The sequence below is a fragment of the Sulfitobacter profundi genome, from assembly GCF_042661425.1.
In the GTDB taxonomy this organism is placed as follows: domain Bacteria; phylum Pseudomonadota; class Alphaproteobacteria; order Rhodobacterales; family Rhodobacteraceae; genus Sulfitobacter; species Sulfitobacter profundi.
This window is the reverse complement of record NZ_JBHSWA010000005.1, coordinates 75,430-99,239: the sequence shown is the minus strand read 5'-3', so window position 1 is coordinate 99,239 and position 23,810 is coordinate 75,430. Positions and strand designations below refer to the sequence as shown.

General features: G+C 58.5%; 24 protein-coding genes and 4 pseudogenes. 16 read left to right on the top strand and 12 right to left on the bottom strand.

Going from position 1 to position 23,810, the window contains the following annotated elements:
• The first annotated feature begins 121 nt into the window (after positions 1–121).
• A complete protein-coding gene (locus tag ACFQAU_RS21690; protein ID WP_132446358.1) occupies positions 122–1,006 on the top strand; it encodes a LysR family transcriptional regulator in 885 nt (294 codons plus the stop codon).
• A gap of 68 nt (positions 1,007–1,074) precedes the next feature.
• Here the strand turns inward: ACFQAU_RS21690 and ACFQAU_RS21685 are convergent, their stop codons facing one another.
• The 3 genes and pseudogenes from ACFQAU_RS21685 to ACFQAU_RS21675 form a co-directional block, all read right to left on the bottom strand.
• A complete protein-coding gene (locus ACFQAU_RS21685; protein ID WP_386285367.1) occupies positions 1,075–1,551 on the bottom strand; it encodes a hypothetical protein in 477 nt (158 codons plus the stop codon).
• Positions 1,524–2,225, bottom strand: a pseudogene (locus tag ACFQAU_RS21680) (IS6 family transposase). Before ACFQAU_RS21680 ends, ACFQAU_RS21685 begins: the two are co-directional and overlap by 28 nt.
• Positions 2,226–2,318: 93 nt before the next feature.
• On the bottom strand, positions 2,319–2,687 hold the full coding sequence (locus tag ACFQAU_RS21675; RefSeq protein ID WP_132446362.1) for a hypothetical protein: 369 nt from the start codon (positions 2,685–2,687) through the stop codon (positions 2,319–2,321).
• A 387-nt stretch (positions 2,688–3,074) separates the two neighbouring features.
• Here ACFQAU_RS21675 and repA point away from each other — a divergent pair.
• The 6 genes and pseudogenes from repA to ACFQAU_RS21645 all read left to right on the top strand — a co-directional run bounded on the left by repA (position 3,075) and on the right by ACFQAU_RS21645 (position 9,102).
• Positions 3,075–4,258 (top strand): annotated as a pseudogene (gene repA / locus ACFQAU_RS21670) (plasmid partitioning protein RepA).
• Positions 4,258–5,229, top strand: a complete 972-nt coding sequence (repB, locus tag ACFQAU_RS21665; protein ID WP_132446366.1) for a plasmid partitioning protein RepB — start codon at positions 4,258–4,260, stop codon at positions 5,227–5,229. Before repA ends, repB begins: the two are co-directional and overlap by 1 nt.
• A 135-nt stretch (positions 5,230–5,364) precedes the next feature.
• The gene (locus tag ACFQAU_RS21660) at positions 5,365–6,453 is read left to right on the top strand and encodes a helix-turn-helix domain-containing protein (protein ID WP_240791667.1); all 1,089 of its coding nucleotides are present in this window, start codon (positions 5,365–5,367) and stop codon (positions 6,451–6,453) included.
• Between the two features lie 458 nt (positions 6,454–6,911).
• Positions 6,912–7,835: a PQQ-dependent sugar dehydrogenase gene (locus ACFQAU_RS21655; RefSeq protein ID WP_132446368.1), complete on the top strand. Its 924-nt coding sequence runs from the start codon at positions 6,912–6,914 to the stop codon at positions 7,833–7,835.
• A gap of 374 nt (positions 7,836–8,209) precedes the next feature.
• Positions 8,210–8,458 (top strand): annotated as a pseudogene (locus ACFQAU_RS21650) (alpha/beta fold hydrolase); the annotation flags it as partial.
• The gene (locus ACFQAU_RS21645; protein ID WP_386285360.1) at positions 8,362–9,102 is read left to right on the top strand and encodes an alpha/beta fold hydrolase; all 741 of its coding nucleotides are present in this window, start codon (positions 8,362–8,364) and stop codon (positions 9,100–9,102) included. The pseudogene ACFQAU_RS21650 and the gene ACFQAU_RS21645, both read left to right, overlap by 97 nt.
• A 643-nt stretch (positions 9,103–9,745) precedes the next feature.
• On the opposite strand, the gene ACFQAU_RS21640 is transcribed toward ACFQAU_RS21645, so the two are convergent.
• A complete protein-coding gene (locus ACFQAU_RS21640) occupies positions 9,746–10,324 on the bottom strand; it encodes a hypothetical protein (RefSeq protein ID WP_132446370.1) in 579 nt (192 codons plus the stop codon).
• Positions 10,325–10,438: 114 nt separating this feature from the next.
• On the opposite strand from ACFQAU_RS21640, the gene ACFQAU_RS21635 reads away from it, so the two are divergent.
• Positions 10,439–11,396, top strand: a protein-coding gene (locus ACFQAU_RS21635) for an IS630 family transposase (protein WP_132446372.1) whose coding sequence is annotated in 2 segments (ribosomal slippage) — positions 10,439–10,780 and positions 10,782–11,396 — 957 coding nt in all. Because the reading frame shifts where the segments join, the coding sequence is not laid out codon by codon here.
• A gap of 271 nt (positions 11,397–11,667) precedes the next feature.
• Here ACFQAU_RS21635 and ACFQAU_RS21630 read toward each other — a convergent pair.
• The 6 genes and pseudogenes from ACFQAU_RS21630 to ACFQAU_RS21605 form a co-directional block, all read right to left on the bottom strand.
• On the bottom strand, positions 11,668–12,003 hold the full coding sequence (locus tag ACFQAU_RS21630; RefSeq protein ID WP_132446374.1) for a type II toxin-antitoxin system RelE/ParE family toxin: 336 nt from the start codon (positions 12,001–12,003) through the stop codon (positions 11,668–11,670).
• A gap of 273 nt (positions 12,004–12,276) precedes the next feature.
• Positions 12,277–12,774 carry a hypothetical protein gene (locus ACFQAU_RS21625; RefSeq protein WP_132446378.1) on the bottom strand — a complete coding sequence of 166 codons (498 nt, stop codon included), beginning with the start codon at positions 12,772–12,774 and terminating at the stop codon, positions 12,277–12,279.
• A gap of 996 nt (positions 12,775–13,770) precedes the next feature.
• Positions 13,771–14,562: an IS21-like element helper ATPase IstB gene (gene istB, locus ACFQAU_RS21620; RefSeq protein ID WP_132447145.1), complete on the bottom strand. Its 792-nt coding sequence runs from the start codon at positions 14,560–14,562 to the stop codon at positions 13,771–13,773.
• Positions 14,552–16,081, bottom strand: a complete 1,530-nt coding sequence (gene istA / locus ACFQAU_RS21615; protein ID WP_132447147.1) for an IS21 family transposase — start codon at positions 16,079–16,081, stop codon at positions 14,552–14,554. The genes istB and istA overlap by 11 nt, the downstream gene beginning before the upstream one ends.
• A 109-nt stretch (positions 16,082–16,190) precedes the next feature.
• Positions 16,191–16,325 (bottom strand): annotated as a pseudogene (locus ACFQAU_RS21610) (YnfA family protein); the annotation flags it as partial.
• Between the two features lie 379 nt (positions 16,326–16,704).
• Positions 16,705–17,403 (bottom strand): winged helix-turn-helix transcriptional regulator, encoded by a 699-nt coding sequence (locus ACFQAU_RS21605; RefSeq protein WP_132447052.1) that lies wholly within the window; start codon positions 17,401–17,403, stop codon positions 16,705–16,707.
• A 184-nt stretch (positions 17,404–17,587) separates the two neighbouring features.
• On the opposite strand from ACFQAU_RS21605, the gene ACFQAU_RS21600 reads away from it, so the two are divergent.
• Genes ACFQAU_RS21600 through ACFQAU_RS21590 form a run of 3 tightly spaced genes read left to right on the top strand, consistent with a single transcriptional unit; the run spans position 17,588 to position 18,627 of the window.
• Complete coding sequence (locus ACFQAU_RS21600) at positions 17,588–17,809, top strand: tautomerase family protein (protein ID WP_132447054.1); 222 nt, start codon at positions 17,588–17,590, stop codon at positions 17,807–17,809.
• 38 nt (positions 17,810–17,847) lie between these two features.
• Positions 17,848–18,249 carry a group I truncated hemoglobin gene (locus tag ACFQAU_RS21595; protein ID WP_132447056.1) on the top strand — a complete coding sequence of 134 codons (402 nt, stop codon included), beginning with the start codon at positions 17,848–17,850 and terminating at the stop codon, positions 18,247–18,249.
• Between the two features lie 21 nt (positions 18,250–18,270).
• Positions 18,271–18,627, top strand: a complete 357-nt coding sequence (locus tag ACFQAU_RS21590; protein ID WP_132447058.1) for a cupin domain-containing protein — start codon at positions 18,271–18,273, stop codon at positions 18,625–18,627.
• A 76-nt stretch (positions 18,628–18,703) separates the two neighbouring features.
• On the opposite strand, the gene ACFQAU_RS21585 is transcribed toward ACFQAU_RS21590, so the two are convergent.
• Positions 18,704–19,045, bottom strand: coding sequence for a winged helix-turn-helix transcriptional regulator (locus ACFQAU_RS21585; RefSeq protein ID WP_132447060.1), 342 nt, complete (start codon positions 19,043–19,045; stop codon positions 18,704–18,706).
• 106 nt (positions 19,046–19,151) lie between these two features.
• Between ACFQAU_RS21585 and ACFQAU_RS21580 the strand changes: the two genes are divergently transcribed.
• The 5 genes from ACFQAU_RS21580 to ACFQAU_RS21560 are packed head-to-tail and all read left to right on the top strand — an operon-like array spanning position 19,152 to position 22,721.
• On the top strand, positions 19,152–20,081 hold the full coding sequence (locus ACFQAU_RS21580; protein ID WP_132447062.1) for a ring-cleaving dioxygenase: 930 nt from the start codon (positions 19,152–19,154) through the stop codon (positions 20,079–20,081).
• On the top strand, positions 20,078–20,782 hold the full coding sequence (locus ACFQAU_RS21575) for an alpha/beta hydrolase (RefSeq protein ID WP_276321507.1): 705 nt from the start codon (positions 20,078–20,080) through the stop codon (positions 20,780–20,782). The genes ACFQAU_RS21580 and ACFQAU_RS21575 overlap by 4 nt, the downstream gene beginning before the upstream one ends.
• A gap of 11 nt (positions 20,783–20,793) precedes the next feature.
• Positions 20,794–21,093, top strand: coding sequence for a GNAT family N-acetyltransferase (locus ACFQAU_RS21570; RefSeq protein WP_132447067.1), 300 nt, complete (start codon positions 20,794–20,796; stop codon positions 21,091–21,093).
• Between the two features lie 13 nt (positions 21,094–21,106).
• A complete protein-coding gene (locus ACFQAU_RS21565; protein ID WP_132447069.1) occupies positions 21,107–22,084 on the top strand; it encodes a pirin family protein in 978 nt (325 codons plus the stop codon).
• A 55-nt stretch (positions 22,085–22,139) separates the two neighbouring features.
• Positions 22,140–22,721: a hemerythrin domain-containing protein gene (locus tag ACFQAU_RS21560; protein WP_132447071.1), complete on the top strand. Its 582-nt coding sequence runs from the start codon at positions 22,140–22,142 to the stop codon at positions 22,719–22,721.
• 137 nt (positions 22,722–22,858) lie between these two features.
• Here the strand turns inward: ACFQAU_RS21560 and ACFQAU_RS21555 are convergent, their stop codons facing one another.
• Positions 22,859–23,764, bottom strand: coding sequence for a LysR family transcriptional regulator (locus ACFQAU_RS21555; protein ID WP_132447073.1), 906 nt, complete (start codon positions 23,762–23,764; stop codon positions 22,859–22,861).
• Positions 23,765–23,810: the final 46 nt, after the last annotated feature.

Genomic DNA, 23,810 nt, shown 5'->3' with positions numbered 1-23,810 from the left:
TAAGGAATGCTATGCGAACAAAAGCCATACCAACAAATCGTATTTACACATGAAGCTATGTGTGAATGTTATGGAGCCATGATTTACCGGGCAGTTTTGAGGCCTTAGGGGGACCGACATCATGCAATTTCGTCAGATCGAGGCGTTTCGTTTCGTCATGATCACCGGTACCATCACCGGCGCCGCCGAGATCATGGCTGTCTCGCAGCCCGCCGTCAGCCGCCTGATCGGAGACTTGGAAGCGGCCTTGGGCTTCCGCCTGTTCGATCGCGTCCGGGGCCGCTTGCTCCCGACCGAGGCCGCAGGCCGCTTCTTTCAGGGGGTCGAAAAGTTTCATGTCGGTCTCGATCAGCTTGACCGGATCGCCGAACAGATCAGGACCGACAAACCCGCCGACCTCAAGGTCTGCGCCACCCCTGCCCTATCCACCCATTTCTTTCCGCCCGCCGTTCGCCAGTTTCAAACGCTCTACCCGTCAGTCGATCTGGTCATCGACAGTTTTTCCTCTTCCGAAATCGTAAACCGATTGCGCAGCCATCTGACCCATCTCGCGGTGACACTGGCCTTCCCCGAAACGCCGGGCGTCGTACAAGAGCCACTGGTCACTACCTCTCATGTCTGCGCTGTCCATGAGAGCCACCCATTGGCGAAAAAGGAGGTCGTCACGCCTCAGGATTTCCGTGGGGAACGGGTGCTGAGGATTCTGCCCAGTGGGCTAACCAACTGGAACCTTGTCGCTAAAGCGCTGACGGATGCGGGGGTGGATTACGCCCAAAGCATCGGCATCCAGACGTCGCACACGGGCTACAGTCTGATTGCTGAAAACCTAGCGATTGGTCTGATCGAACCTTTCGCGGCAAGTGCGTGGCGGAACAATGGGGTGGTGGTGCGGCCCTTCCACCCGGAAGTCACTTTCGACTACGTGATTGCCTATTCAGTGATCCAACAGCGCACCGAGCCGTTAAAGGCTTTCGCCAAGATTATCCGCGACATCGCATCGGCCTGAACCTATGGCTGGCCTAAAAGCGGCCGCTGCCCGACGGTGGTTCCCCGCGGTGGCGGGGAACCGCCTCTTCAATCTTTCGCGTCGAGGGCGGCTAAGAAAGCCTCAATGCCTTGCTGAAGCCGCGCCTTTGGTATGGCCGAGAAGTCGCGCTCCAACCGCAACTCGACCTTCTTCCCATCCAAAGCGGTCACCCGGGCCTCACCCTCCGGCCGGCCCATTCTGAGCGAGGTTTTCGAAACCGATTTCCCTCCCTTTGATCCTGTCTTTTTTTCCACGGACAGCGCATTTCGGAGCACCCCCAACTCGGCATCCTTGTCTCGGTCAGGAAGCCCGTCCAGTTGTTCTACAATACGTCGGGCAGCGTCGGGCCGTCCCTCAACCAGCTTATAGAGGTCCAGCCCCAAAGCACGGGGGATTGCTTCGGGATAGCGCACAGCCCCTTCAAGTGCCGCCAATACCCATGCGGGTGTTGTCACGTTAACTCGCCGACTTTTCAAGTTGGCATGCCGATCGTTGATCAAGGGGCAATTGCCGCGGATTTCCACGCCTCGAAAGCTTCGAGCCGATGGTAGCGGATGGTGTGAGCGGACCGACGGCGGGCTGGGACAGAGAAATGATTGCGGGTTGCGGACTGCATAGAGACGAACCGCTGCAGTCCGCCCGGTGATCGGAAGCCCTGCATTACTCGCTCTCGTTTTCGGAAAGGCAAATGGCTGTTCTCAGCACGGTTATTGAGCCCCTTATGTGACCAATGATCAAGGCCGGGAGTCACCTCACGTTTGGCGGCACCATAGGAGCGCAGTTTGTCCGTAATGATCCTTTTGGGCACGAAGCCCCACCGTTTTATCAGCTTGAGCAAAAGCCGCTTTGCGACGCGCTTGTCTCGTCTCGATTGAAGGATTTCCTCAAGAACGACGCCGTGTTGATCAACCGCGCGCCACAGCTAGTATGACCGGCCCGCGATCTTCACAACGACTTCGTCCAGATGCCAGACATCGCCAGGGCGCGGCTGCCGTCGCCGTAGAACGTGGGCGATCAGGGGGCCGAACTTGACGGTCCAGCGTCGGATCGTTTCATACGAAACGTCCACGCCACGTTCCAGCATCAGCTCCTCGACCTCGCGCAGGCTCAAGTTGAATCGGACGTAGAGCCAGACAACATGAGCAATGATCTGGGGCGGAAACCGGTGGCGCTTGTAGTTGATTTTCAATGTCTGCATCGATGCCGCCTACGCCCAGATCCAATGAACCAGCAACCTCACGCCCGTTAACGTGACAACACCCAACACCGGTCACGTGATCGATAAAGCCGTTCAGACGGATACCCGTAAAATCTTCACGCCAACAGCGGCAAACTTCTTGATCGTGTCGGCGGGCCATACCACGTCAATCTCTGACGCGATCTGCTGGACCTGCCCGAGGATCACCCAACCGCTACTACCTTCACCAAGCTGAAAAATAGTGAAAAGACGGAAAAGATGGAGGCGCTGTTTAGCGATTCCGAAATGCGCAAGGCGCACAGCATCACCGAAGCTCAAGCCAAGCGCATCGACACGTGGTTTCCCGAAGGCATGGTGTAAACAAGAGGCGGGGCGCTGACAGGCGTCCTGCCCTACCCAATCCTTGTGGTGAGGATCAACTGGCTTCGCTGCAGCGGAGCCATTTTTGCTATTGAAGGACATCCGATCCAAGATTCCGCAGGATCCAATCTTGCGAGATTGACCTGAAAAGACGGGGACCAGCCCCCTGCCCGTTCAAGCCCGGCGCTATTCGCGCGGAATCGCTATCGCGAAATACCATTCCGATGTGGAACAATTGCGGCATTGGTCTTTTGACCGATTCAGGTGGGCCACCAAACCCGATCGCCAGACAAGCCAATGATGCCCTTCCGATGAGTTTACAGTTGTAAACTTTGACCGTATTAGCAGATAGTTCCTAGTGTCTCATCTTGCGCATTACGACGTGTTAGACACTAAATATAAGAAAATCGTTGACTTAGAGAGGTGAATCACACCTTTTATCCCCAAGTGGCGCGAAAAGAGCCACATTGAGCAAATTGGGGCAACCAGATGATTCCCGCGACACTGAGTATAACAGACCGACCATCAGAGTTAGCAACGGATATTTCCGAGCGGCTAAACCGTGCCATCCGCGAACATTTACTCTCTGCATTCGCGCCCGACAACACAAAATCACTGCGCCCCTTCTCGGCCCCAGAGGCCGCAGAATTGCTCGGCGTGTCCGGCCAGTTCATGCGTAAAGTCCACGGCGAAGGCACGGTCCCGGAGCCAAAAGACGTTCGCGCTGGCCGCCGCTACTACAGTGCCCATGAACTGTGGGAAGCCCGCCAAATCCTTGAGATTGCGTCTCGAACAAAGGGCAGATACGTCCCTGGACGCAAAGAAGGCGAGCGATTGCAAGTCTGGCAGTTGATGAACTTCAAAGGCGGCAGCAGCAAAAGTACATCGACAATTCACCTGGCCCACTATTTCGCACTTCATGGCTACAGGGTGCTTGTTGTTGACCTGGACCCACAAGGGTCGCTAACCTCAATGTGCGGCATCAACCCAGAGATTGAGTTTGATGGCCTCACCGTTTATGACGCCATCCGATACGATGATCCGGTGCCGTTTTCTGAAGTCATCATGCCCACATATTTTCCGGGACTGTCGCTTGCTCCGGCACGCCTGCTACTGTCCGAATTCGAGACTGAATCAGCGGTAAACTCAAATCCTGACCAGCCCTTCTTCCTGCGCATTCGCAATGCATTGGCCCAGGTTGAAGACCAGTATGACATTGTCTTGATGGACAGCCCCCACAGCTGGGCTTCCTGACGATCTCCGGCATGGCCGCAGCGACATCCCTTATCGTTCCTCTCACGCCCTCAATGCTCGATGTGTCATCCACTGCGCAATTTCTCGAGCTTGCCGGTGCCTATATGGGCGTCATTGAGGATGCAGGAGCCGCGCTCCAATATGATCACTTCAAATTCCTCATCACACGCGACGAGCCAACAGACATGCCGTCACAACAATTGACCTCGTTCATGCGCGCTCTCTTTATGGATCGCGTCATGGCGGCCACGGCGCTCAAGAGCACCGCAATCAGTGATGCCACGATGCTCAAACAATCAATCTACGAAGTTGTCCGCTCTGAGATGACACGGGCGACCTATGACCGGGCCAAACAATCGATGGATGCTGTTGGCAGCGAAGTTGAAGCAATGATTCACCAAGCATGGGGGCGTAGCTGATGGCACGTAAATCACTTCAGGATTTAAGCGGAATTGCCAAAACAATTGCCAATTCCAGCCCGCAACCCAAAGATCGAACCACAAAGACCACAGCACCCGCCTTGGGCGCATTGCAAGGGTCGCTGTCAGCCATTCGCGAATTGGATCCGTCACTCATCGTCGATTGGGGCCCCAAGGACCGCCTAGACGGGTTTACAGCTGTAAACTCCGAAGATGATGGCGACGGCTATGAAACCCTCAAATCCAGCATCAAGGACGGCGGCCAACAAGTTCCAATCTTGGTGCGAAGGGCAGGGACCGAGGGCCTATTTGAAATCATCTACGGGCGCCGAAGATTGCGCGCCTGCCGAGACCTTGGGCTGAAAGTCCGCGCCAACGTTCAAGATCTCGATGACGCCACAGCCCTTCTCGCCAAAGGCCTTGAGAATGCCGCACGTCGCAACCTGTCGTTTTATGAAAAGGCTCGGTTTGCAGCCGTCATTCAAGCGGCAGGTCACAACACCAAAACTGTTCGGCAGGTTCTGAGCCTGTCCGCGTCAGGGCTTTCTCACCTGACCAAGGTTACGGACAATATCCCGGACCATGTCGGCGATCAAATTGGAGCCGCTCCAAAGTCGGGCCGCCCAAAGTGGACCGCCTTGGCCGAAGCCTTCGCATCCAAGAAGGTCAATGCATCATCATCCTTCGCAATCCTGTCAAAGTTGAGTGATGAGCTGTCGTCAGATGACCGCCTTGAGCAGCTTATGAGAGAGATTACGCGTCGTGGAGCGCGTCCAAGCGAGGGCAGGGAGGCAACACCGGTCCCAGGCGTCACCATCAAATCGGGACGCGCAACAATCGGGATGTCTATCAAAAGGGCAGGGGAGAACGCAGCTTTTGCTGAGTGGCTCGACCGTGAGCTCGAGGACATCATCAAGAAATCCTACCAGGAGTTTACAGCTGTAAACCCTGCGGATGACACCAGAGGTTAGAGCAACAAAGGAGGACGTAAGCAAAGAGAAACCCCCGAAACCGAAGCTTCGAGGGCTGTAACGCATTTCTACGCTTCTCAGATTAGACACCTGAAACGTAGCAGTCACCGAATCGCTAAGCAATAAAAAACGCCCTTGGGTGAACGGGAAATCTTTGCCTGCAGGCCAATTATGAGAACAATTCAAGGAATGGCTCCTGCTGGAGCACGCTCGTCGCGCAAAGCGACGGGGCAGGGAGGTATTGCCAAAAACAAATGGCAACTCCTCAAAACAATCGAAGACATCCGGGAACCCCTCGGCTTGAAAGGCACGTCCATCTCTCTTCTGAGAGCGATGATCTCGTTCCTACGTGTAGATCAGGTTGATGCCACGCGCGACGAGGGGCATATTTGCTTTGCGTCAAATGCCTCCCTCGCAAAACGCGCTCATGTCAGCATCCAGACCGTTGAGCGCCACATTGCGAAACTGGTGTCCTTGGGCCTGCTGACGCGGCGATCGAGCGGTAATGGCAAACGGTGGGCACGCCGAGATCGCCAAGGCAGCATTGTCCTTGCAACAGGCCTGTCACTCTTGCCACTCGCAGAGCGTTATCCTGAGTTCATGCGCATGGCGCAAGACCACCAGGATCAGCAAAACGAGCTGGGACGGCTCAGAGACATGTGCTCGGCAGCCCTGAGCAACCTCAAAGCACATCTCATGCCCGCCAATTGGGGCGAGAGCCTCCTATCAAAGGCACGCAACCTTTTGAGACGCCAACCAGATAAGCAAGCTTTGAGCGATCTTCTTTCTGAAATCACTGCGGAAATCTCGAAAATAACCTGTGCAGAAACAGATAAATTGAAGACCACTGACCCCGAAATTGAGGGGCATAAAGAGACTTCCAAGACTCAGTATGTTAAAGAAGAAACTTCTTTTCAGATTGAAGTAGGCCAAGAAGAGATGGAGCGGGCCTATCCAAGGCTCTGCGCAGAACTCAGATTTGCTAAGAACCAGGAGCAGTGCCATCGCTTATTGGACGATATAGCCGGATATCTCAACCTCGGGAACATTTGGTTTTCAATCAAGGACTTTGGTCCAGCGCTTAGTTTTATGATCTTAGGGTACCTCTTGGAGCGCACTGAGACGATCAGTAATCACCGCGGCTATGCCTTCAAGATAGCGCAGGATATTTCGAACAAGAGCCTCGATTGGCGTACACTGCTGAAGAAACCAAGGTTAAGTTAGGGCCTCTCTGAAAACACACGAATGTCGGCGTTGTAAGCACTGAAAATAGCGAACAGTTAAAGCGCGCACTCAATACCATTCTGAAGCCCATATGCATGACATCGTCAGAAAGACTGGAATTACTCGTTTATTTTCTGAGCAGTAAAGATTGACCTTTTGGTGAATATAAGGAAATTGGAGTTAACCTTACTGGACAGTAAATATGAGCGAACTAGTGCAGATGTTCAAGCAGACGTTGCGCGGATCGGTGATCCGGCGCGGTCGGGGCTCGATCAGACTTGACCGCATCTCGCTACGGGGTGGGCTGACGAGTCGATCTGCGGAGTGCATTTGGGCCAGCGGCCATCGCCGCGCGAACAGGCCGGATACACGGCAGCCCTGCAGGAACATTTCGGGTCAGTGACGCGTTTCGGTATCGGGCCACCTTGTTAGATCAACGAAACAGGAAGAGCATTCCGATGCAGGGAACACGCCAGACCACACTTGCCGCGCTGCTTGTAACCATGGCTGCGCCCGTCGCGGCGGCGCCAGGCCATGGCGAGACAGAGGTGACCTTCACGCGTGGCAATCGCAACACCGATTTCGCGCCGGCCTACGACGCCCAGTTCCGCGCCAAATTGGTCGAAGGCAGCGCCGAGACCTCGACCGAACTTCTGGCCGGCGGGCTGGTCCACCCCTGGGGCATCGACCAGCTGCCCGACGGCTCCTTCCTGGTGACAGAGCGGCCCGGCCGCCTGCGCCACGTCACCGCCAACGGCACCGTGCACGCTCCCATCGAAGGCGTGCCCGAGGTCTACAATGAGGCGCCCGAAACCGGCTGGGCCACGCAGGCCGGGCTGCTGGACGTGAAGGCCGGGCCGGAATTTGCCACTGATCGCATGGTCTACTTCACCTATTCCAAGCCCATGGGCGACGGCATGTCCGCCACAGCGGCAGCGCGCGGCCGGCTGTCCGATGACATGACCCAATTGACAGAAGTCGAAGACATCTGGGTCCAATCGCCGCCCTCAGACGCAGCGATGCATTACGGCTCGCGTCTGGTCTTCCGTGGCGACGGCACTGTGTTCATCACCACGGGGGAGCGCTTCACCGAGAAGTATCGCGAATACGCACAGGATCTCGCTCGGACCTACGGCAAGGTAATCCGCGTGAACCTCGACGGCTCGATCCCCGAGGATAATCCTTTCGTTGGCCGCGAGGGCGACGACGCGATCTGGTCGCTGGGCCACCGCAACATGCAGGGCGCCGATCTGGCCCCCGATGGCAGCCTTTTCGTGCTCGAGCACGGGCCTGCCGGGGGCGACGTGCTGGATGACGGCTCAATCGTGTTCCTGACGGATTTCGAGAACGGCTCGGTCATGCACGTCACGGCGAAGGACTGAGCTTTTTGAGAGGAAACTAAAGGTGGCGCAGTTTCTGCGGCGCTGCCACTCCTCTGCCACGCGAGGCTCGGGCTCCTATAGCGTCGACTGGTGTGCGTCTATCGCGTCCTCCAGGTGGTTAGGCGCAGGACATTGAATGTTACCCTCAGTTTCGCCCCTGTATCCCGGCGCCGCGGAGAACGGCAGAAAGGCCCGGCGCGCGCACCGCAGGCGTTGATCATGCTGGGCGCGCATCAATGTCTGCTTCGGGAAACTTGCGGAGCAGCACGTGGGTGTAGCGCGAACAGCAGGTTCGGGCCGTCCTTGACTGCGGCGAGACGACCGCACAGGGGTCAGGAATCGATATCTGCTGCGCGGGGGCATCGGCGGCGGCGATGCGCAGGAGGACCGGAATATGCGCGTCCGCTGCACGTCGCCGTCGGCACGACGACCCGTCGGCTACCAGCACAACCGGCGGAACCAGTTTCGCTGCCGAGCGTTCCTTGAGCATGGAATTGAATTGCGAACGTCACGGTGCCGGACCACCATTGCTCCTGGTTCACGGGCTGGGTGGAAGCGTCCGGTCCTGGGACGGCATCCTGCCGATGCTTGCTCGCGGACGCGAGGTCATATTGGTCGATCTGCCTGGGCACGGGGGTCTCCGGCGCTTCTGGGGCGCCAGACGATCGCCGCCCATGCGGACGCGCTCGAATACTTCATCGACCGGAACGGGCTCGCCGACGTCGATACCGTCGGCAGTTCTGTCGGCGCGCGGCTGGTGCTGGAACTGGCACGGCGCGGCATCGGTGGCCACACGGTCGCTTATGATCCGGGCGGTTTCTGGCGCGGCTGGGAGACGGCGTGGTTCCGCTCCACGCTTGCCGCCTCGGTCCGGCTGGTGCGCCTCCTGCGGCGGCGCATTCCGGCGCTCTCGCACAGCCGCGTCGCGCGGGCCGTTCTGCTCGCGCAACTGTCGGCGAGGCCCGGTGCCCTCGATCCCCTGCTGGTCCGGAACGAGCTGACGGCCATAGCCGAGACGGACGTGTTCGACGCGATGCTGCGCGAACTGGCACGTGGTCCGTTGCAGGAGGGGACCGCCACACCTCCGGGCCGCGTGACGATTGGCTGGGGCCGTCAGGACCGTCTTCTGCTGCCACGTCAGGCGGAGCGCGCACAAGCGGCCTTCCCCACCGCGCGGTTGCACTGGTTCGAGCGGTGTGGCCACTTCCCGCAATGGGACCGCCCGAAGGAGGCCGCAGAGGTCATTTTGAAGACGATCGCGAGATGAGGCGCGGATAACGGACGTGACCTCTCACACGCGGTCCAGCTCCTCGAGAAACTGCATGATGAGACGGAGATAACTCGAGCGGATGCTTCCTTTGTCCGCTCTGCCGACCTTCACCTTCGAAAATGATGCGCGAGGGATGAATGGCCGATATCGTGAAGCTGCATCGCAGCGTTCGACCATCAAGCCAATGGCAGGGTCTGGGCCGGCTGCGTCACGTGTAATAACTTTATAGATAGGAATTTAACACTTTCCGTATGCGGCCACAGTAGCGTCGCGCTAAACCATATGACCAATAGGGTTAACTTGACCTCGGCGTTCCGCATTTCGGCAAGGAGCTGAGCGGACAGACGGGCTTTCGCTGCAAGTGCGCCAATGACTGGTCTCCGCTTTTGACATGCCACACCCAGCATGACCGACACGGGAGTCTGAAAGACCGGGAGAGAAGACGCCAAAGGCTGTCTTTTGTGCGGCGTTGAGAGAAGCGGGGGAGAACGACCGGAACGTTTTTTCACGACCGTAACCGGTGCGCCGCTTATAGCGATCTCTCGATGATCATCGTCCTCCAATGAAAAAGGGCAAGGCTAACGCCCCGCCCTTTTTTCGGCTCAAACGAAAGACTGGCGGCTGACGTCAGCCGCTTAGCTCACTTCTCAATAATGCTCTCATCTGGGTTTGAAAGATTCTCGCTTGTAGGCTCGAAGATGAACCCTTGTGTGTATTCTGGCGTCTCGCCGTTCATGACCTGCTGGATCGTCTCGCCATAGTATTGGCGCGCCTCCTCGACGGTCTTGTTGCCTTGGATGATGTCGTGGGCCAGATTGATGGCGAGGAAGTTCGCGCCTTCCTTGTCGCATCGAGCCGAAATCATCGCCTCTGTCTTGTTGACGACAACGCTGCCATCATAGCGGGCAAGGTCGTCGAACATGTCGTCCGGGACATCCATTTCAATCCACTGCTGCATTACGTCGGGATGCTCGACAGGAAAGTTGTGCGTCGTCGCCTCATCGTAAATTACTGTCTTCTTCCAAGGACCGGTATCATACCAGACCAGCTCGTGGTCGGTAACATGCGCGGGCTCCCCATAGGTTTCCATCATATACTGCGCAGCTTCCTGCGAAGCTTCCGGCCAAGAGCTCAAATCCATATGGGCTTCTGCAAGGGCCGGGCCAGCCAATCCGGTGCAGATTGCAGCCATAGTAACGAGTTTTGTGGTGCGTTTCATGTCATCCTCCTCCAATGCGAAAGCGCTTGTTTAAAGCGTCCGACGCAAAACCTGAATCGGAATAGATTCCCTTGAGGGCTGATCTGTGATTCATCCTGTTTGGGAGGATGGATCATGTCAGCACCTTTGCCGGATGCGCTTCGAGCGCGATTTCAGAGATTGATTGAAGAAGGGTTGAGCGGGCGGGCGGCGGCGTTGCGCCTGAAGCTTTCACCTGCCACTGGGGCGCGTTGGAGCCTTGCGATCCGACGAAGGGGACACGCATGCGCTTCCCCGCAAGGTCGGCCTCGGGGCAAGGGCAAGCTTGATCCTCATCGCTCGTTTCTCATCGAACTGATCAATCAGGACGGCGACATGACCATGCCCGAACTGGCCGGTGCGCTGGCGGATGCGACCGGTGTTCAGGCGCACCCGGATGCGATTGGACGGTTCCTGCGCAAGCTCGGCTTCACGTACAAAAAAGTCGTTGGTCGCAACCGAGCGGCGGCGCGCACGGGTAAGGAAACAACGCGAGGACTGGATCAAGCATCGCCTGCCAGCCGTCGCGGCCCGACCGGATCGCGTTGTCTTTATTGACGAAACCTCCGTCAAAACCAACCTGACCCGCCAGCGAGGCTGGTCTCGGCGGGGCGAGCGGCTGGTGATGGACGCGCCCTTTGGATCATGGGGCACGCAGACCTTCATCGCGGGTCTGGGCGCAGGGACGCTGATCGCCCCGTGGGTCATCAAAGGTGCGATGGATGGCGAAGCCTTTGCCGCTTACGTCGAGCAGGTACTGATCCCGGAACTGGAGCCAGGCACCGTCGTCATCCTGGACAACCTCGCTACGCACAAGAACGCCACCGCCGCCAAAGCCATGCGCGAAGCCGGATGCTGGTTCCTGTTCCTGCCGCCTTACAGCCCCGACCTGAACCCGATCGAGATGGCCTTCTCGAAACTCAAGGCACATCTGCGCAGGATCGGCGCGCGAACCTTCACCGACATGTTCAAGGCTCTCTCGGAAATCTGCGATCTCTATTCCCAGGACGAATGCTGGAACTACTTCAAGGCTGCCGGATATGTTTCAGGTTAAAGGTCGGGCGCTTTAAAAAAATGGAGGCCGCGTTCCGGCCTCTCACCACCACAACAAAGCGCGAGAGCCAATGTTCCCGGACAGACGTCCTTGTATGGTTGAGATAATGTTATCCGCCCATCCAGAGGCTGTGCCCGGGGTGATGCAGTTTCGCTCGAGACTTGTGGGCTTTGACCCGGGGGCGGTTACAGCATCAGTCCCGCTTTCGATGACCTGAGGAGGCGGCACTCATCAGATAGCGGCAACGGCTGTCCACAGAGTGCAAGTATCGTCATTCCGGAATGACGTCGCGCAGCGAGGCCGGTATGTCGCGCGCGCCGTGCAGCACGCGCCAGAGATCCACGAAGTCGTCTTCCTCGCTGTAGAATGCCAAGTAGCCGAAGCCCTTCACTGGCCACACCCTCAGACCGGGCCGACCGAGATCCCAGCCGAACCGAGGTGATCCGGATGCTGGGTGCGTCGAGATGTGCAGGCAGGCCGCCTCGAAGGCATCGATGAAGCGCATGGCCGTTTCGTAACCCGCCTCGCGGGCGAGGTAGTCGACTGCTGCTTCGATATCGTGACTGGCGGCCAGTCGTGGGACGACGGGCTTAGCATGATCCGTCAAGCTGTCTCGCCGGCCGCCAGAGATGCCCTGGCCCTGAGAGCCTTGAAAGTCTTCTCAGTGATGGGCTCGCCTTGCGCGCTTACGCGCCCCTCATCGAGCAGAGCTCGCAGCGCCTGCCGGTCCAGATCCCGGCGGATTAGATCACGCACATACTCACTGGATGTGCCGTAGCCGCGCGCTACCGTCTGAGCGTCCACTGCGGAGCGCATGTCATCGGGCAATGAGATGTTCATAGTAGCCATCCCCATAAGATGAGCACTATTGCAATTTTTGTCAATGCGAGTCAGGCTTTGATCGCCAATGTCCCAAGCGAGGGGTCGCGCTGATTTCTGATGACCACCAACACGATTTGCTGACATTCGCCTCATAAGCATTGTTCAGGTCAGCATTGAGGCCAGCATAGGTGATTGACCATGTAGGCACTGTATTCACGTCGTCCTGACTGGGATTGATCCCCAGAGCGACGAGCTCGCAGTAAATGTAGGAGGCGGCAATTTCAGCGGTCTCGTCAGCGATGCAAGGGTCGTCAATCGGGCTATTGGCCAAAAGGTCCCACGCATGATCAAATAGAGCCCACCAGCGGCGCAGTGTCCCGACCTCCACCAGTGAACGACCAGCGACGAACTGAGCTGTGGCGCGCCGGATCACTGCCGCATGTTCGGTGAACCCGTGCCGGTGCGGGGCGGAGATCGTCTCTTGGGTGGCCTTTACCAGGCCTCCGGCGTCCGCTGCGTGGAAGATGGTGGTGTCGGTGTCGGAAATCTTCGTCAAAATGCTTGGCTCCTATGGTGATAGGAACAAGGTGGTCATGTTCGACAGATTCAAAAATAGAATCTCTCCGAGCCGACTGCCGGTGGCGAAGATGACACGGCTCCGAGCCCCGATCATGATCGGGAAGAATAGCCAACGCACATGGATGGATTCCTCTGGATCTTCCCAGTTTAACACCCCCGAAGGCGTCGAAAAGATCCGGATAATTCTGTATTAAGCTTAACGCACAACATATAGATTTGGACCCTATAGATAGTCTATATATGGACATATACGCCCAAGTTTAACAGCTCGGGAGAACCAGAAGCTCAGCGGCATGCTGAATCCGAGCTTCCAGAACAGGATTTGTGTGGGCATCCCCTATTGCCCGCGTGCTGTGATGCACAATCCGTTAGATGAAGAAGATGGATGATCTGCCTCTAAGCGGCCCTTTGGCGACCGCATAGTGAGCTAATTAAATCCGGTTCCTATAGGAACCAAATGAAATCAATAACTTAAGTTTTTCGCCAAGGCTCGGTTTGGGCTTTGTGTCTTGAACACGGGGCAGGCGTCGCCAGCTACGACGGCGGATGAGAAATCCGGTTCCTGTAGGAACCAAATGAAAACAGATACTTAGAAAATGGAAGATTGGAAAATTAGATGATCAGGTCCTCCAGAAGCTGTCCTCACTTCTCATGCTACGGCTTTGGAGGTCATTGTGAACGAGATACGCCGGAGGCGGCCTTTAAGAGTGCCATCAGCCTCGCGCCTAAAATGAGAGCCAACCCGCCTCCGACGATATCGAGCATGTGCGGCAGTGTCCGGCGGAAGCTGGCCGGTCGGTTAGGAACGTTTCTTGACGCCGGGGGTTTGCCAATATGGTTGTTGAGCATCGAACTATCGCAATCGGCGGTTCCACTGGTGCGGTGAAGGACCTCAAGCGCATGTTGATTGTCACTGAGAACTGACCCGGTATTTTCACCGAGATTTGACCCACCCTCAGTTATGCGTCGTGGTTTATGACGCGGTCAATGCTTTGGCCTCCTTTCGTGTTCTCTTTGCAGCCTCAGCGCTGGCCTTGAAGCGGTAGCTGTCGTTTCCGGTTTCGAGAATGTGGCAGCGGTGGGTCAGCCTATCGAGGAGCGCGGTTGTCATCTTTGCATCCCCGAAGACCTGCGCCCATTCTGAGAAGCTGAGGTTTGTGGTGATGATGACGCTGGTGCGCTCGTAGAGCTTGCTGAGTAGATGGAAGAGCAGCGCCCCGCCAGATGAACTGAACGGCAGGTAGCCGAGTTCGTCCAAGATGACCAAGTCGACCTTCGTCAGCATCTCAGCCAGTTTCCCTGCCTTTCCAAGCGCCTTCTCCTGCTCCAGCGCGTTGACCAATTCGACGGTCGAGAAGAAGCGCACCTTACGCCGGTGATGTTCGATGGCTTGGACGCCGATTGCTGTGGCTGTGTGGCTCTTGCCCGTTCCGGGACCGCCGATCAAAACGACATTCTCGGCCGCTTCGATAAACTCGCATCGGTGTAGCTGCCGCACTGTCGCTTCGTTGATCTCACTCGATGCAAAGTCGAAGCCCGTCAGATCCTTGTATGCGGGGAAGCGGGCGACCTTCGTGTGGTAGGCGATGGACCGTACCTCGCGTTCGGCGATCTCGGCCTTGAGCAGCTGTGACAGCATTGGTGTGGCAGCTTCGAACGCTGGCGCGCCCTGGGCGACCAAGTCTTCAATCGCATTTGCCATGCCATAGAGCTTAAGACTGCGCAGCATGATGACGATAGAGGCTCCTGCTGGGTCATGACGCATGGCGCTTCTCCTCAGTCTGTCGCAACCCGTCATAGCGACCGACGTTGGCCTCTGGCGTTGTCTGCAATGCCAGTGCGTCCGGCGCATCGACCTCGGGGTGATCTGTCGGTCTGCGATCAATCAATCGGTGCAGCAAGTTCAGGATATGCGTTTTAGTTGGCACACCCGCTTCCAGCGCCAGCTCCACTGCGCACAGAATGTCTTCCTCATTGTGCTGAAGAACCAATGACAGGACATCAACCATCTCTCGGTCTCCACCCTCCTTGCGCAGCATGTGATCCTGTAGCTGGCGGAAGGCATCCGGCATCTCTGTAAACGGCGCGCCATTGCGAAGGGCCCCGGGTTTACGTTGTATAACAGCGAGATAGTGGTGCCAGTCATAGATGACCTGGCCCGGCTTGCGGTGAGACCGCTCGATGATCCGCGCATGCTCGCAAACCGTTTGCCCTTCAGCGACCACGACCAGCCGTTCGGGATAGACATGCAAACTAACACGTCGGTTCGCAAAGCTGGCGGGAACGCTGTAGCGATTGCGTTCGAACGTGATCAGGCATGTGGGTGACACACGCTTACTGTGTTCGATAAAGCCATCGAATGCCGGCGGCAGTGCCATCAGCGTGGGCTTCTCGGCCTCCCACACGTCTGCGATGGACCCCGGCAAAGCCTTGTGCAGTGTCTCTGTCCAAAGGGCCATACAGCGCTCTTCAAACCATTGGTTCAACTCGTCCAGATCGGCAAAGACCGGCATGACCTGCCACATGCGGTTGCGCGCATCCTGCACGTTCTTCTCAACCTGGCCTTTCTCCCAACCGGCTGCCGGATTACAGAACTCGGGCTCAAACACGTAGTGGCTGGCCATGGCTTTGAAGCGTGCATTGACATCCCGCTGCTTGCCTTTGCCCACACGATCAACGGCGGTCTTCATATTGTCATAGATCCCGCGACCAGGCACACCGCCGAACACGCGGAATGCATGCCAGTGGGCGTCAAACAGCATCTCATGCGTTTGCAGCGGGTAGGCCCGCACCAAGAAAGCCCGGCTGTGTGACAGTTTGATATGCGCGACCTGAAGTTTGACGCGCTCACCGCCAATGTTGGCCCAGTCCTCGCTCCAGTCGAATTGGAAGGCTTCGCCGGGCGCGAACACCAAAGGCACGTAGGTGCCGCGCCCCGTCGTCTGTTCCGCTCGATGCCGATCTTCACGCCATGCCCGGGCGAAAGCTGCTACGCGTTCATAGGAGCCATCATATCCCAGCTTCACCAGATCAGCATGCATTTGCTTCACTGTCCGCCGCTCTTTGCGTGACTTCCGCGTCTGGATTAAAAGCCAGGCTGACAGCCGATCCGCATAGGGATCCAGCTTGCTTGGACGCTTGGGCGTCTTGAACTGCGGTTCCACCGCACCTTCACGCAGATACTTCTTTACCGTGTTCCGAGACAAACCCGTCCGCCGGGCAATCTCCCTGATTGGCATTTTGTCACGCAATGCCCAGCGTCGAATGACACTCAAAAATCCCATGTCGATCACTCCAAATCCCCCCAACCAAAACCGTCGGGGAAGTGTGTTCACATGGGTCAATTCTCAGTGACAATTTATGGGGCTACCGGGTCAGTTCTCAGTGACAATCAACAGATAGCATCCCCGGTGCCAGCCAGAGCGCGCTCTTGTCCAGCCGGAACCAAGCCCAGAAAGCAAAGCATCCAGCAATTTCGGCTAACGCTGCGGCGAAGTAGATGAGAACTGGCTTCATTCGGCCTGACATAAGCTCCGGGCATGATCGGGTCTATCAACATTCTGCAGAGCTTTCGCCGATGGTTCGATGCAATTGTCTTCATCGTAAAGTGGCCATTGGATTAATGGATGCCAACGGCAGCAAAGTTCCGGAAAGCAGACATTCGCGAACAGGCTGCCAGCGCCGAGCACTCTGCAATTGTGCCATATCAATTCAGCGTTTCTTGAATGGCCTATACTATCAGCGGGTCCTCAACCGATGGTGAACACAGTGATGCGAAACCTTACTTCGACGCCGAAGATTACTCAGCGAAAAAACACCACTCAACAGCTGACCGATAAATCGCTCCAAAGCGGGCAGCCACTTAGCTAAGGTTGGACCAAGTTGAGATCACACCTTGACTTGCTCATCAACCAACCAATTTCTTCTGCACAGCGAATGGGCTCAGACCGAGCCAAGCTTGCATATTGTCGATTAGAACCGAAGGGCCTACCAAGACTAATGCATTTCGTTCGACCGCGTTCTGAACAGTGCGCAGACCCATCCAAATCTCAGTCATCGTGCGCAGATCAACCGTTGCATAAAGATCGACATCCAGACCTGGATCGACATGGCATAAATCTACGGCTCGGTTTCTCTCAACGATAAGCCACCACTTGCGCTGCGATTGAGGCAAATCGGAATAGACGAACTCGATGACCGTCCGTTCCGGGGGAACCGGATCGGTATTCAAGTTGCGTCGCATATCCCACATCAGCAATTCTACATCGAGATTGTCCAAGGATGGCTCGGTCTCAACCCACCTCTGACCCCACATGCCGATGGCCTCCACGACAGGCTGGATGTCCCGTCCAGCGTCTGTCAGCCGATAGGCGAATGTATCGGGCGAGGCTGAGATACGCTCACGCGCCACAACGCCCGCCTCTTCCAGCTCACGCAGGCGCTTGGATAAGAGAGCCGGAGACATCCGCGGTAGGCCCCGGCGCAATTCGTTGAACCTGGTCGAACCGGCGATCAATTCCCGCAGCAGCACCATTGTCCATCGAGTGCAGAGAACCTCTGCTGCCATCGCAACCGGACAAAATTGCTTGTAACTTGCATTTGTCATCGTGACCTCCTTTCCTTCGCGTGCTTTCAAGCTCCGACGGCTCAGCGCCCACGACTGGTTCAAATACTATACCACAAAGGTTCAGTTCCTGAACTGGATTAAGTTCGGGCTTCGGCGCAGGCTCTTCCCACCCCCGGATCAGCCGAATGGATTGAGCAGGCCGGTGGAGCCAAGGAGATCAGTCATGCCACTCGTCGACATCCAGCTTATAGAGGGCGTGTTTAGCCCCATCCAGAAACAAAGAATGATCAAAGACGTTACCGAAGCGATTGTCGCCATCGAAGGCGAGACCATGCGTGGCGTCACATGGGTGAGAGTAAATGAATTCGCCAGCGGCGAATGGGCGATCGGAGGAAAGCCACTGACAACCGCTGACGTGAAAGCAGTGCAATCGGAACCTGCCTAATCAGCGACTTTGCAGTCACTCCGCGAAAGGAGACGAACATGTCCATGTCACTGGCCCAAGAACTCAATACAGTCACGCTCTTCGAGAGGCTTGGAGGGGCCGCGGGAGTTCGGCGGATCGTCGATGGTGCCATCGCAGCGCATATGTGCAACCCGATCATTAGGGAACGCTTCATACCCTACGAGGACCGCCCCGAATATGTCGAAGAAGTTAAGAAGCACACCTGTGATTTCTTCGCGGCAGGAAGCGGAGGTCCTGACAACTACCGGGGGCGCAGTATGGCCGAAGCACATCGTGGGATGAACATTAGTGCTGCTGAATATGAGGCAGCATCAAACGATATCATGAACACGATGACTGCTCTGAAATACGATGGGACATCCCGCTCAATGGTGCATGACGTCCTCCGCACTTTGGAGAGTGTCATCCTGCACAAATGAACGACAAAGAAAGGACCGACCATGGATAATGCAATCGAGATCAGACGTTTTGAGAACCCCGATGAGGCTTTGGATATGAAGGAAGCTGGCGGGATCAACATTGTTAAAATGAGCCACGGGACGACAGGCATGCGCGCTGTGTTTGAGCCTGGATGGACCTGGGAGAAAAATGAAAAACCGCTTCTTGGGTCCCCGGATACCTGCCCGATGCACCACGTTGGCTATTGCCTGTCTGGCAAACTGATTGTGCGCATGGTCCAGACAGAAAAGGTAACTGCGATCACGCCAGGTGACTTCTTCGAAATCCCTCCAGGCCACGATGCTTACGTTGAGGGTTCGGAAAAGGTCGAACTGATCCTTTTCGGGGCACCATCGTGATGCACATGGCTGACTGAAGGCAGCACTCATAGGTCTCTTGATTGACCCGTTTTACCTCTGCTTTTTTCGAGCGCACTTAGACTTTAATCTTTTCAATATCCTTCAGCACCGCATGCACGGCAAGGCCTGTCTCAGTCAGCCCATAGGTCACCTTGGGCGGAATGGTATTCTCTTGTTCGCGCCAAACCAGCCCATCGGCTTCCAACTCCCGCAGGCGGGTGGTCAGCACCTTGGGAGAGATGCCGGTGATCTGGCGTCGCAACACACCGAAGCGGCAGGCCCGCTGATCGCCTAACACGTAGATTACATGGGTTTTCCATTGTCCCCAGAGCTTGCGCAGCAGCGTGTCCGCCGCGCAGGGGATATCAACTGCGTCCCGGTCCCCGGGGCCGGGTGCCTTTTTCTGGGTGGTTTCCATTTGGTAACGACTTTCACTTGGTAACTATCGCCTTACATAAGCTCCCAACCGACCGACACAATACGCCGGAAGCGCTTCGCGCCGCTGGCATCGAAAGGAGAGCACCATGTCCCAAGGCACTTCCCGAGCCATCCCCGGCCTGCACCACGTCACCGCTATCTCCGGCCCGCCGCAGGACAACCTCGACTTCTGGGTGCGCACGCTCGGGCAGCGGCTGGTCAAACGCACCGTGAACTTCGACGATCCCGGCACCTATCACCTCTACTACGGGGATAAGGACGCGGCGCCCGGGTCGATCATGACCTTCTTTCCATTCGTAGATGCAGCCCCGGGCCGCGCGGGGCCCGGCATGACGTCGGCGGTGGCCTATGCGATCCCCGACTTGGACCGGCGCATGGGGGAACTGGCGGAGGCCACCATCGACTTCGAAGGACCTTTCGAGCGCTTCGGCGAACGCGCCATCGCGCTGCGTGACCCCGACGGGCTGCGGGTCGAGGTGATCGAAGGCGGCGCGCGGGACGAGGGGTTTCACAGCGTGACCCTCTGGCTTGAGGAGGTCGCGGCCACCGCCGCGGTGCTTGAGGCAATGGGCTACGTGCGCGAGGCCGAGGAGGCCACCGCCACGGGCGGCACCGGCGAGACGGAAACCCGCATCCGCTATCGCTCGACCGACCCCGAGCGCGGCTCGGTCGTTGACCTGATGACCTCGGATGCCCGCGCCATCGGGCGCTCCGGCGCCGGCACCATCCACCACGTTGCGTTTCGGGCGCGGAACCAAGAGGAGCAGCTGGCATGGCGCGCGCGGCTCTCGGCCGCGGGCCAGCAGATCACCCCGGTCATCGACCGGCAGTATTTCGACGCGATCTACTTCCGCACGCCCGGCGGTGTGCTCTTCGAGATCGCCACCGATCCACCGGGATTTGCGGTGGACGAAGATCCGGCCCATCTGGGCGAGGCGCTGAAACTTCCCGAGAAATACGAGGCCCACCGCGCCCGTATCGAGCAGCTGCTGCCGCAGATCCGGGTGCCGTCGTGAGTGGTCTCGGGGCCGCGACCCCCGGCACCGGTCCTCATGCGGGGCAAAGGCTGGTCACGGCGGGTGCCCCGCTGGAGCGCGCGCGGCTGGCTCTGGTGATGATCCACGGCCGCGGCGGCGCGCCGGAGGATATGGCCGGTCTGGCCGACCACCTCGTGCTGCCCGATCTCGCCGTGATCGCCCCGCAGGCGGCCGAGCAGTCCTGGTGGCCGGAGAGTTTTCTGGCGCCACTGGAGACCAATGAACCGGGCCTCGGCAGCGGGCTGAGCGTCATCTCCTCGCTGCTCGATGACCTGTCTGAGCAGGGTTTCGATCCAACACGCGTGGCGCTGATTGGCTTTTCGCAGGGGGCATGCCTGGCGCTGGAAGCGGCAGCGCGGCTGGCGCGTCCGTTCCGTGCGGTGGCCGCGCTCTCCGGCGGGCTGGTCGGCACGGGCGAGGCGGGCGGCGCCCCGCGGGCCGACCTCTACGACCGTCCGGCCAAGACCTTCGACTATGTGGGCCGGCTGGCCGATGTGCCGGTGCTGCTCGGTTGTCACGAGCGCGATCCGCATATTCCGCTGGCGCGGGTGCAGAAGAGCGCCGATGTGATGCAGAACATGGGGGCCAAGGTCGAAACGCTGATCCTGCCCGGCGCCGGACATGGTATCGTCGCCGAAGAGGCCGCCTGGCTGCGCAGGCAGCTGAACACCGAAGGGTAAGGAGTGCGTCCATGGACACCAAGATCGAGATCACCCGCGAAGAGGGCGACAGCAAGGGCCGCTACCTGGCGGTAGTCGAGGGCCACGAGGCCGAGATGACCTACTCCCGCCTCGGCGCCAGCGCGATCATCATCGACCATACCGGCGTGCCGGAAGCCTTGCGGGGCCGCGGTGTCGGCGAGGCGCTGGTGCGCCGCGGGGTGGAGGACGCCCGCGCCGAGGGCCGCAAGATCGTGCCGCTTTGCCCCTTCGCCAAGGCACAGATCGACTGTCACCCCGAATGGCAGGACGTCCTGCAACGAAAAAGCTGAAAGGAGACACGTCATGAGCTGGAGCCCCTGTCCCGACCCAATCCCCGGGGACGCGAAGAGCGTCGATGCGGTGGAGACGTTGATCGTCCCGCGCGCCGTCGATATTGGCGAAATGGAAGTCCGCCGCGCGCTGCCTTCGGACAAGCGCCAGATGGTCGGCCCGTTCATCTTCTTCGACCAGATGGGGCCGGCGGAATTCCTGACCGATCAGGGCATCGACGTGCGCCCGCATCCGCATATCAACCTCGCCACGCTGACCTATCTCTTCGAGGGACAGATCCAACACCGCGACAGCCTCGGCACCGATCTGGCGATCGAACCCGGCGCGGTAAACTGGATGAAGGCGGGCAGGGGAATCGTCCATTCCGAGCGCACCGCGCCCGAGCGCCGCAAGACCGGCCAGCGCTTGTTCGGCCTGCAAACATGGATGGCGCTGCCCGAGGCGGAGGAGGAAAGCGACCCCGCCTTCCTGCACTACGGCAAGACCGACCTGCCCACGGTTGAGGCCGAGGGGCTGACCGCCCGGCTGATCGCCGGATCAGCCTTCGGCGTCGCCTCACCGCTCAAGACGGCCTCGGACACGCTTTACGTCGACGTGACCCTTGCGCCGGGGGCGAAGGCACCGATCGTGGCGAATACCGAGGAACGCGCCCTCTATACCATCCACGGCGGGATCGACGTGGATGGGGATACCTTCGCGCCGGGACAGCTACTGGTCCTCCGCCCCGGGGACGAGGTCACCGTAACGGGCGTCGATGACGGCACCGGCGCCCATGCGCGCTTCATGCTCTTCGGCGGCGCGCCGATGGAGGGGCCGCGCTACATCTGGTGGAATTTCGTCTCTTCGCGCCGCGAGCGCATTGAGGAAGCGCGCGAGGAATGGCGGCAGGGTAAGTTCTCGACGGTGCCAGGGGACGAGGCAGATTTCATCCCGGCGCCGGAGGGCAGGCCCAAGATCAAACGGGCGCAGGGCGGCGTCTTCTACCCCTGAAATCGCCTTTTGAACCGGCAACAGGCGTTCACGAGTAAGGACTTCAATACCTATCATGACCGATCTTTCCAACCAGCCGCTGGAGCAGCTCAGCCTCAACGAGGCTGTCCGACCGAAAGCGCCGTCGGTGCCGGAGGCGACGGATAGGCACCGTGCTCAGGGGCGGCAACTGGCGGCCATCCATCGGCACTATCTGATGGAGATGGCCCAAATCGGAGCGGTTCTGGCGCGGATCGAAGCGCGGGACAGCCCGCCCAACGACCTCAAGCGGATCGTGCTTTCGCTCGATATGGCAGAGAATTTCCGCGCCTTCGGTTCGCTTTGCGGGCGCGAATGCCAAATTCTGAAGTTCCACCACGACATTGAGAGCGTGGACATGTTCCCTCGGATCGAAGCGGCGGCTGGAGGCAAGTTCCGTGAGGTCGTCGCCAAATTGAAGGCGGAGCACGCCGTCGTGCATGAGCTGATCCTCCGCCTCGACCGCGCGGCGGACGTTTTGACGGAAGATCCGAGCGATGCGAATTTCCTTCATGCCGCCACCGCCTTCAGAAAGTTGGAGGAGGTCGTGCGATCTCATTTCAGATACGAGGAAACTGAACTGGCAGAGGCCATCGGTTATTATCTCGGATCGGTCTAACTATTCCTATTGGCCATCACTGCATTATTGAGATCGAAAAGCCTTTCGACAACTTGGAAAGGGCAAGCAGTATTCAAATCAAAACCCTATTATCCACCAAACAAAGCTTATGGAGGTGATGCCTCCGCATTGAACGCTCAGGCTGCTTCGGAGCCCTGATCGGGCGAGCTGGCAACAACGGTAGCTTTTGCCAGAATCAGAAAGGGCGGGACGGCCGGGTTCTCCGACGATGCCTCGCTACGTCTGAGCCCAAAGAACCGGTGCAAACCTTCTTTCAGTGGCAGGATACGTAGCCCCCGGCGGTCGGTCGGGAGTGTCGGTTCCGGAACGACGGACACCCCCAACCCCTCGCGGACAAGCGCAAAGGCGCTGACCCAGTCCCGCACCTCGATCTGGACCTGTTCCAAGGGCGCCCCCAGTCGCTCTGCCAGCGAGCCGGCATGGATGGTGCAGCCCCCTGTCGCCAGAACGAACGGCTCCTGTGCCAGGCGGGTGAGGGCGACAGCCCGCGCCGGCGAGAGGGCGATGGGATGGCTCGAGGGCAGCACTGCGACCCAGTCGTCCTGACCGAGCGGCCAGTCCGTGGCCTCATAGCTTTCGGCAGTGGTGACCCCCAGATCGACGGTTCCGTCCGCAAGCCAGGTCTCGATTTCCACATCGCTGGCTTCCAGGGCCACGATCTCGAGGCCGGGATGAAGTTCCTTGAACCGCCGAAGGAGCGGCGGCAGGAGAGTGGAGAATACGGACGGAAAGGCCGCGAGGCGGAGCTTACCCTGCTCGACACCGGCCGCCGCATCCGCCGTCCGGCGGATTGCGTCGAGTCCGGCGAGAATCGACCGCGCCTCGCGAACGATCTCCTCCCCTACGGCGGTGGCGACAGCGCCCCGTCGCCCCCGCGTGACGAGCTCAACACCAAGATCCTCCTCCAGCGCGGCCGTGGCTTGGCTGACGCCAGACTGGGACAGGTTCAGCCGATCGGCGGCACCGGTGAGACTCCCGGTGTCGGCGATAGCGACCAGCACCCTGATTTGGGAAAGGTTCATATCATCAGTCCAGCTTATACCATCATTCTACCTCTCTAAGTAGCAC

Excerpts from the sequence above, each read along its gene's own strand:
- ACFQAU_RS21560 (WP_132447071.1), top strand. The coding sequence starts at position 22,140 with ATGACCGATCTTTCCAACCAGCCGCTGGAGCAGCTCAGCCTCAACGAG.
- repB (WP_132446366.1), top strand. The coding sequence starts at position 4,258 with ATGGCACGTAAATCACTTCAGGATTTAAGCGGAATTGCCAAAACAATT.
- ACFQAU_RS21640 (WP_132446370.1), bottom strand. The coding sequence starts at position 10,324 with ATGAAACGCACCACAAAACTCGTTACTATGGCTGCAATCTGCACCGGA.
- ACFQAU_RS21675 (WP_132446362.1), bottom strand. The coding sequence starts at position 2,687 with ATGTCCTTCAATAGCAAAAATGGCTCCGCTGCAGCGAAGCCAGTTGAT.
- ACFQAU_RS21555 (WP_132447073.1), bottom strand. The coding sequence starts at position 23,764 with ATGAACCTTTCCCAAATCAGGGTGCTGGTCGCTATCGCCGACACCGGG.
- ACFQAU_RS21600 (WP_132447054.1), top strand. The coding sequence starts at position 17,588 with ATGCCACTCGTCGACATCCAGCTTATAGAGGGCGTGTTTAGCCCCATC.
- ACFQAU_RS21655 (WP_132446368.1), top strand. The coding sequence starts at position 6,912 with ATGCAGGGAACACGCCAGACCACACTTGCCGCGCTGCTTGTAACCATG.
- ACFQAU_RS21585 (WP_132447060.1), bottom strand. The coding sequence starts at position 19,045 with ATGGAAACCACCCAGAAAAAGGCACCCGGCCCCGGGGACCGGGACGCA.
- ACFQAU_RS21570 (WP_132447067.1), top strand. The coding sequence starts at position 20,794 with ATGGACACCAAGATCGAGATCACCCGCGAAGAGGGCGACAGCAAGGGC.
- istA (WP_132447147.1), bottom strand. The coding sequence starts at position 16,081 with ATGGGATTTTTGAGTGTCATTCGACGCTGGGCATTGCGTGACAAAATG.
- ACFQAU_RS21580 (WP_132447062.1), top strand. The coding sequence starts at position 19,152 with ATGTCCCAAGGCACTTCCCGAGCCATCCCCGGCCTGCACCACGTCACC.
- ACFQAU_RS21590 (WP_132447058.1), top strand. The coding sequence starts at position 18,271 with ATGGATAATGCAATCGAGATCAGACGTTTTGAGAACCCCGATGAGGCT.
- ACFQAU_RS21605 (WP_132447052.1), bottom strand. The coding sequence starts at position 17,403 with ATGACAAATGCAAGTTACAAGCAATTTTGTCCGGTTGCGATGGCAGCA.
- ACFQAU_RS21690 (WP_132446358.1), top strand. The coding sequence starts at position 122 with ATGCAATTTCGTCAGATCGAGGCGTTTCGTTTCGTCATGATCACCGGT.
- ACFQAU_RS21595 (WP_132447056.1), top strand. The coding sequence starts at position 17,848 with ATGTCCATGTCACTGGCCCAAGAACTCAATACAGTCACGCTCTTCGAG.
- istB (WP_132447145.1), bottom strand. The coding sequence starts at position 14,562 with ATGCGTCATGACCCAGCAGGAGCCTCTATCGTCATCATGCTGCGCAGT.
- ACFQAU_RS21565 (WP_132447069.1), top strand. The coding sequence starts at position 21,107 with ATGAGCTGGAGCCCCTGTCCCGACCCAATCCCCGGGGACGCGAAGAGC.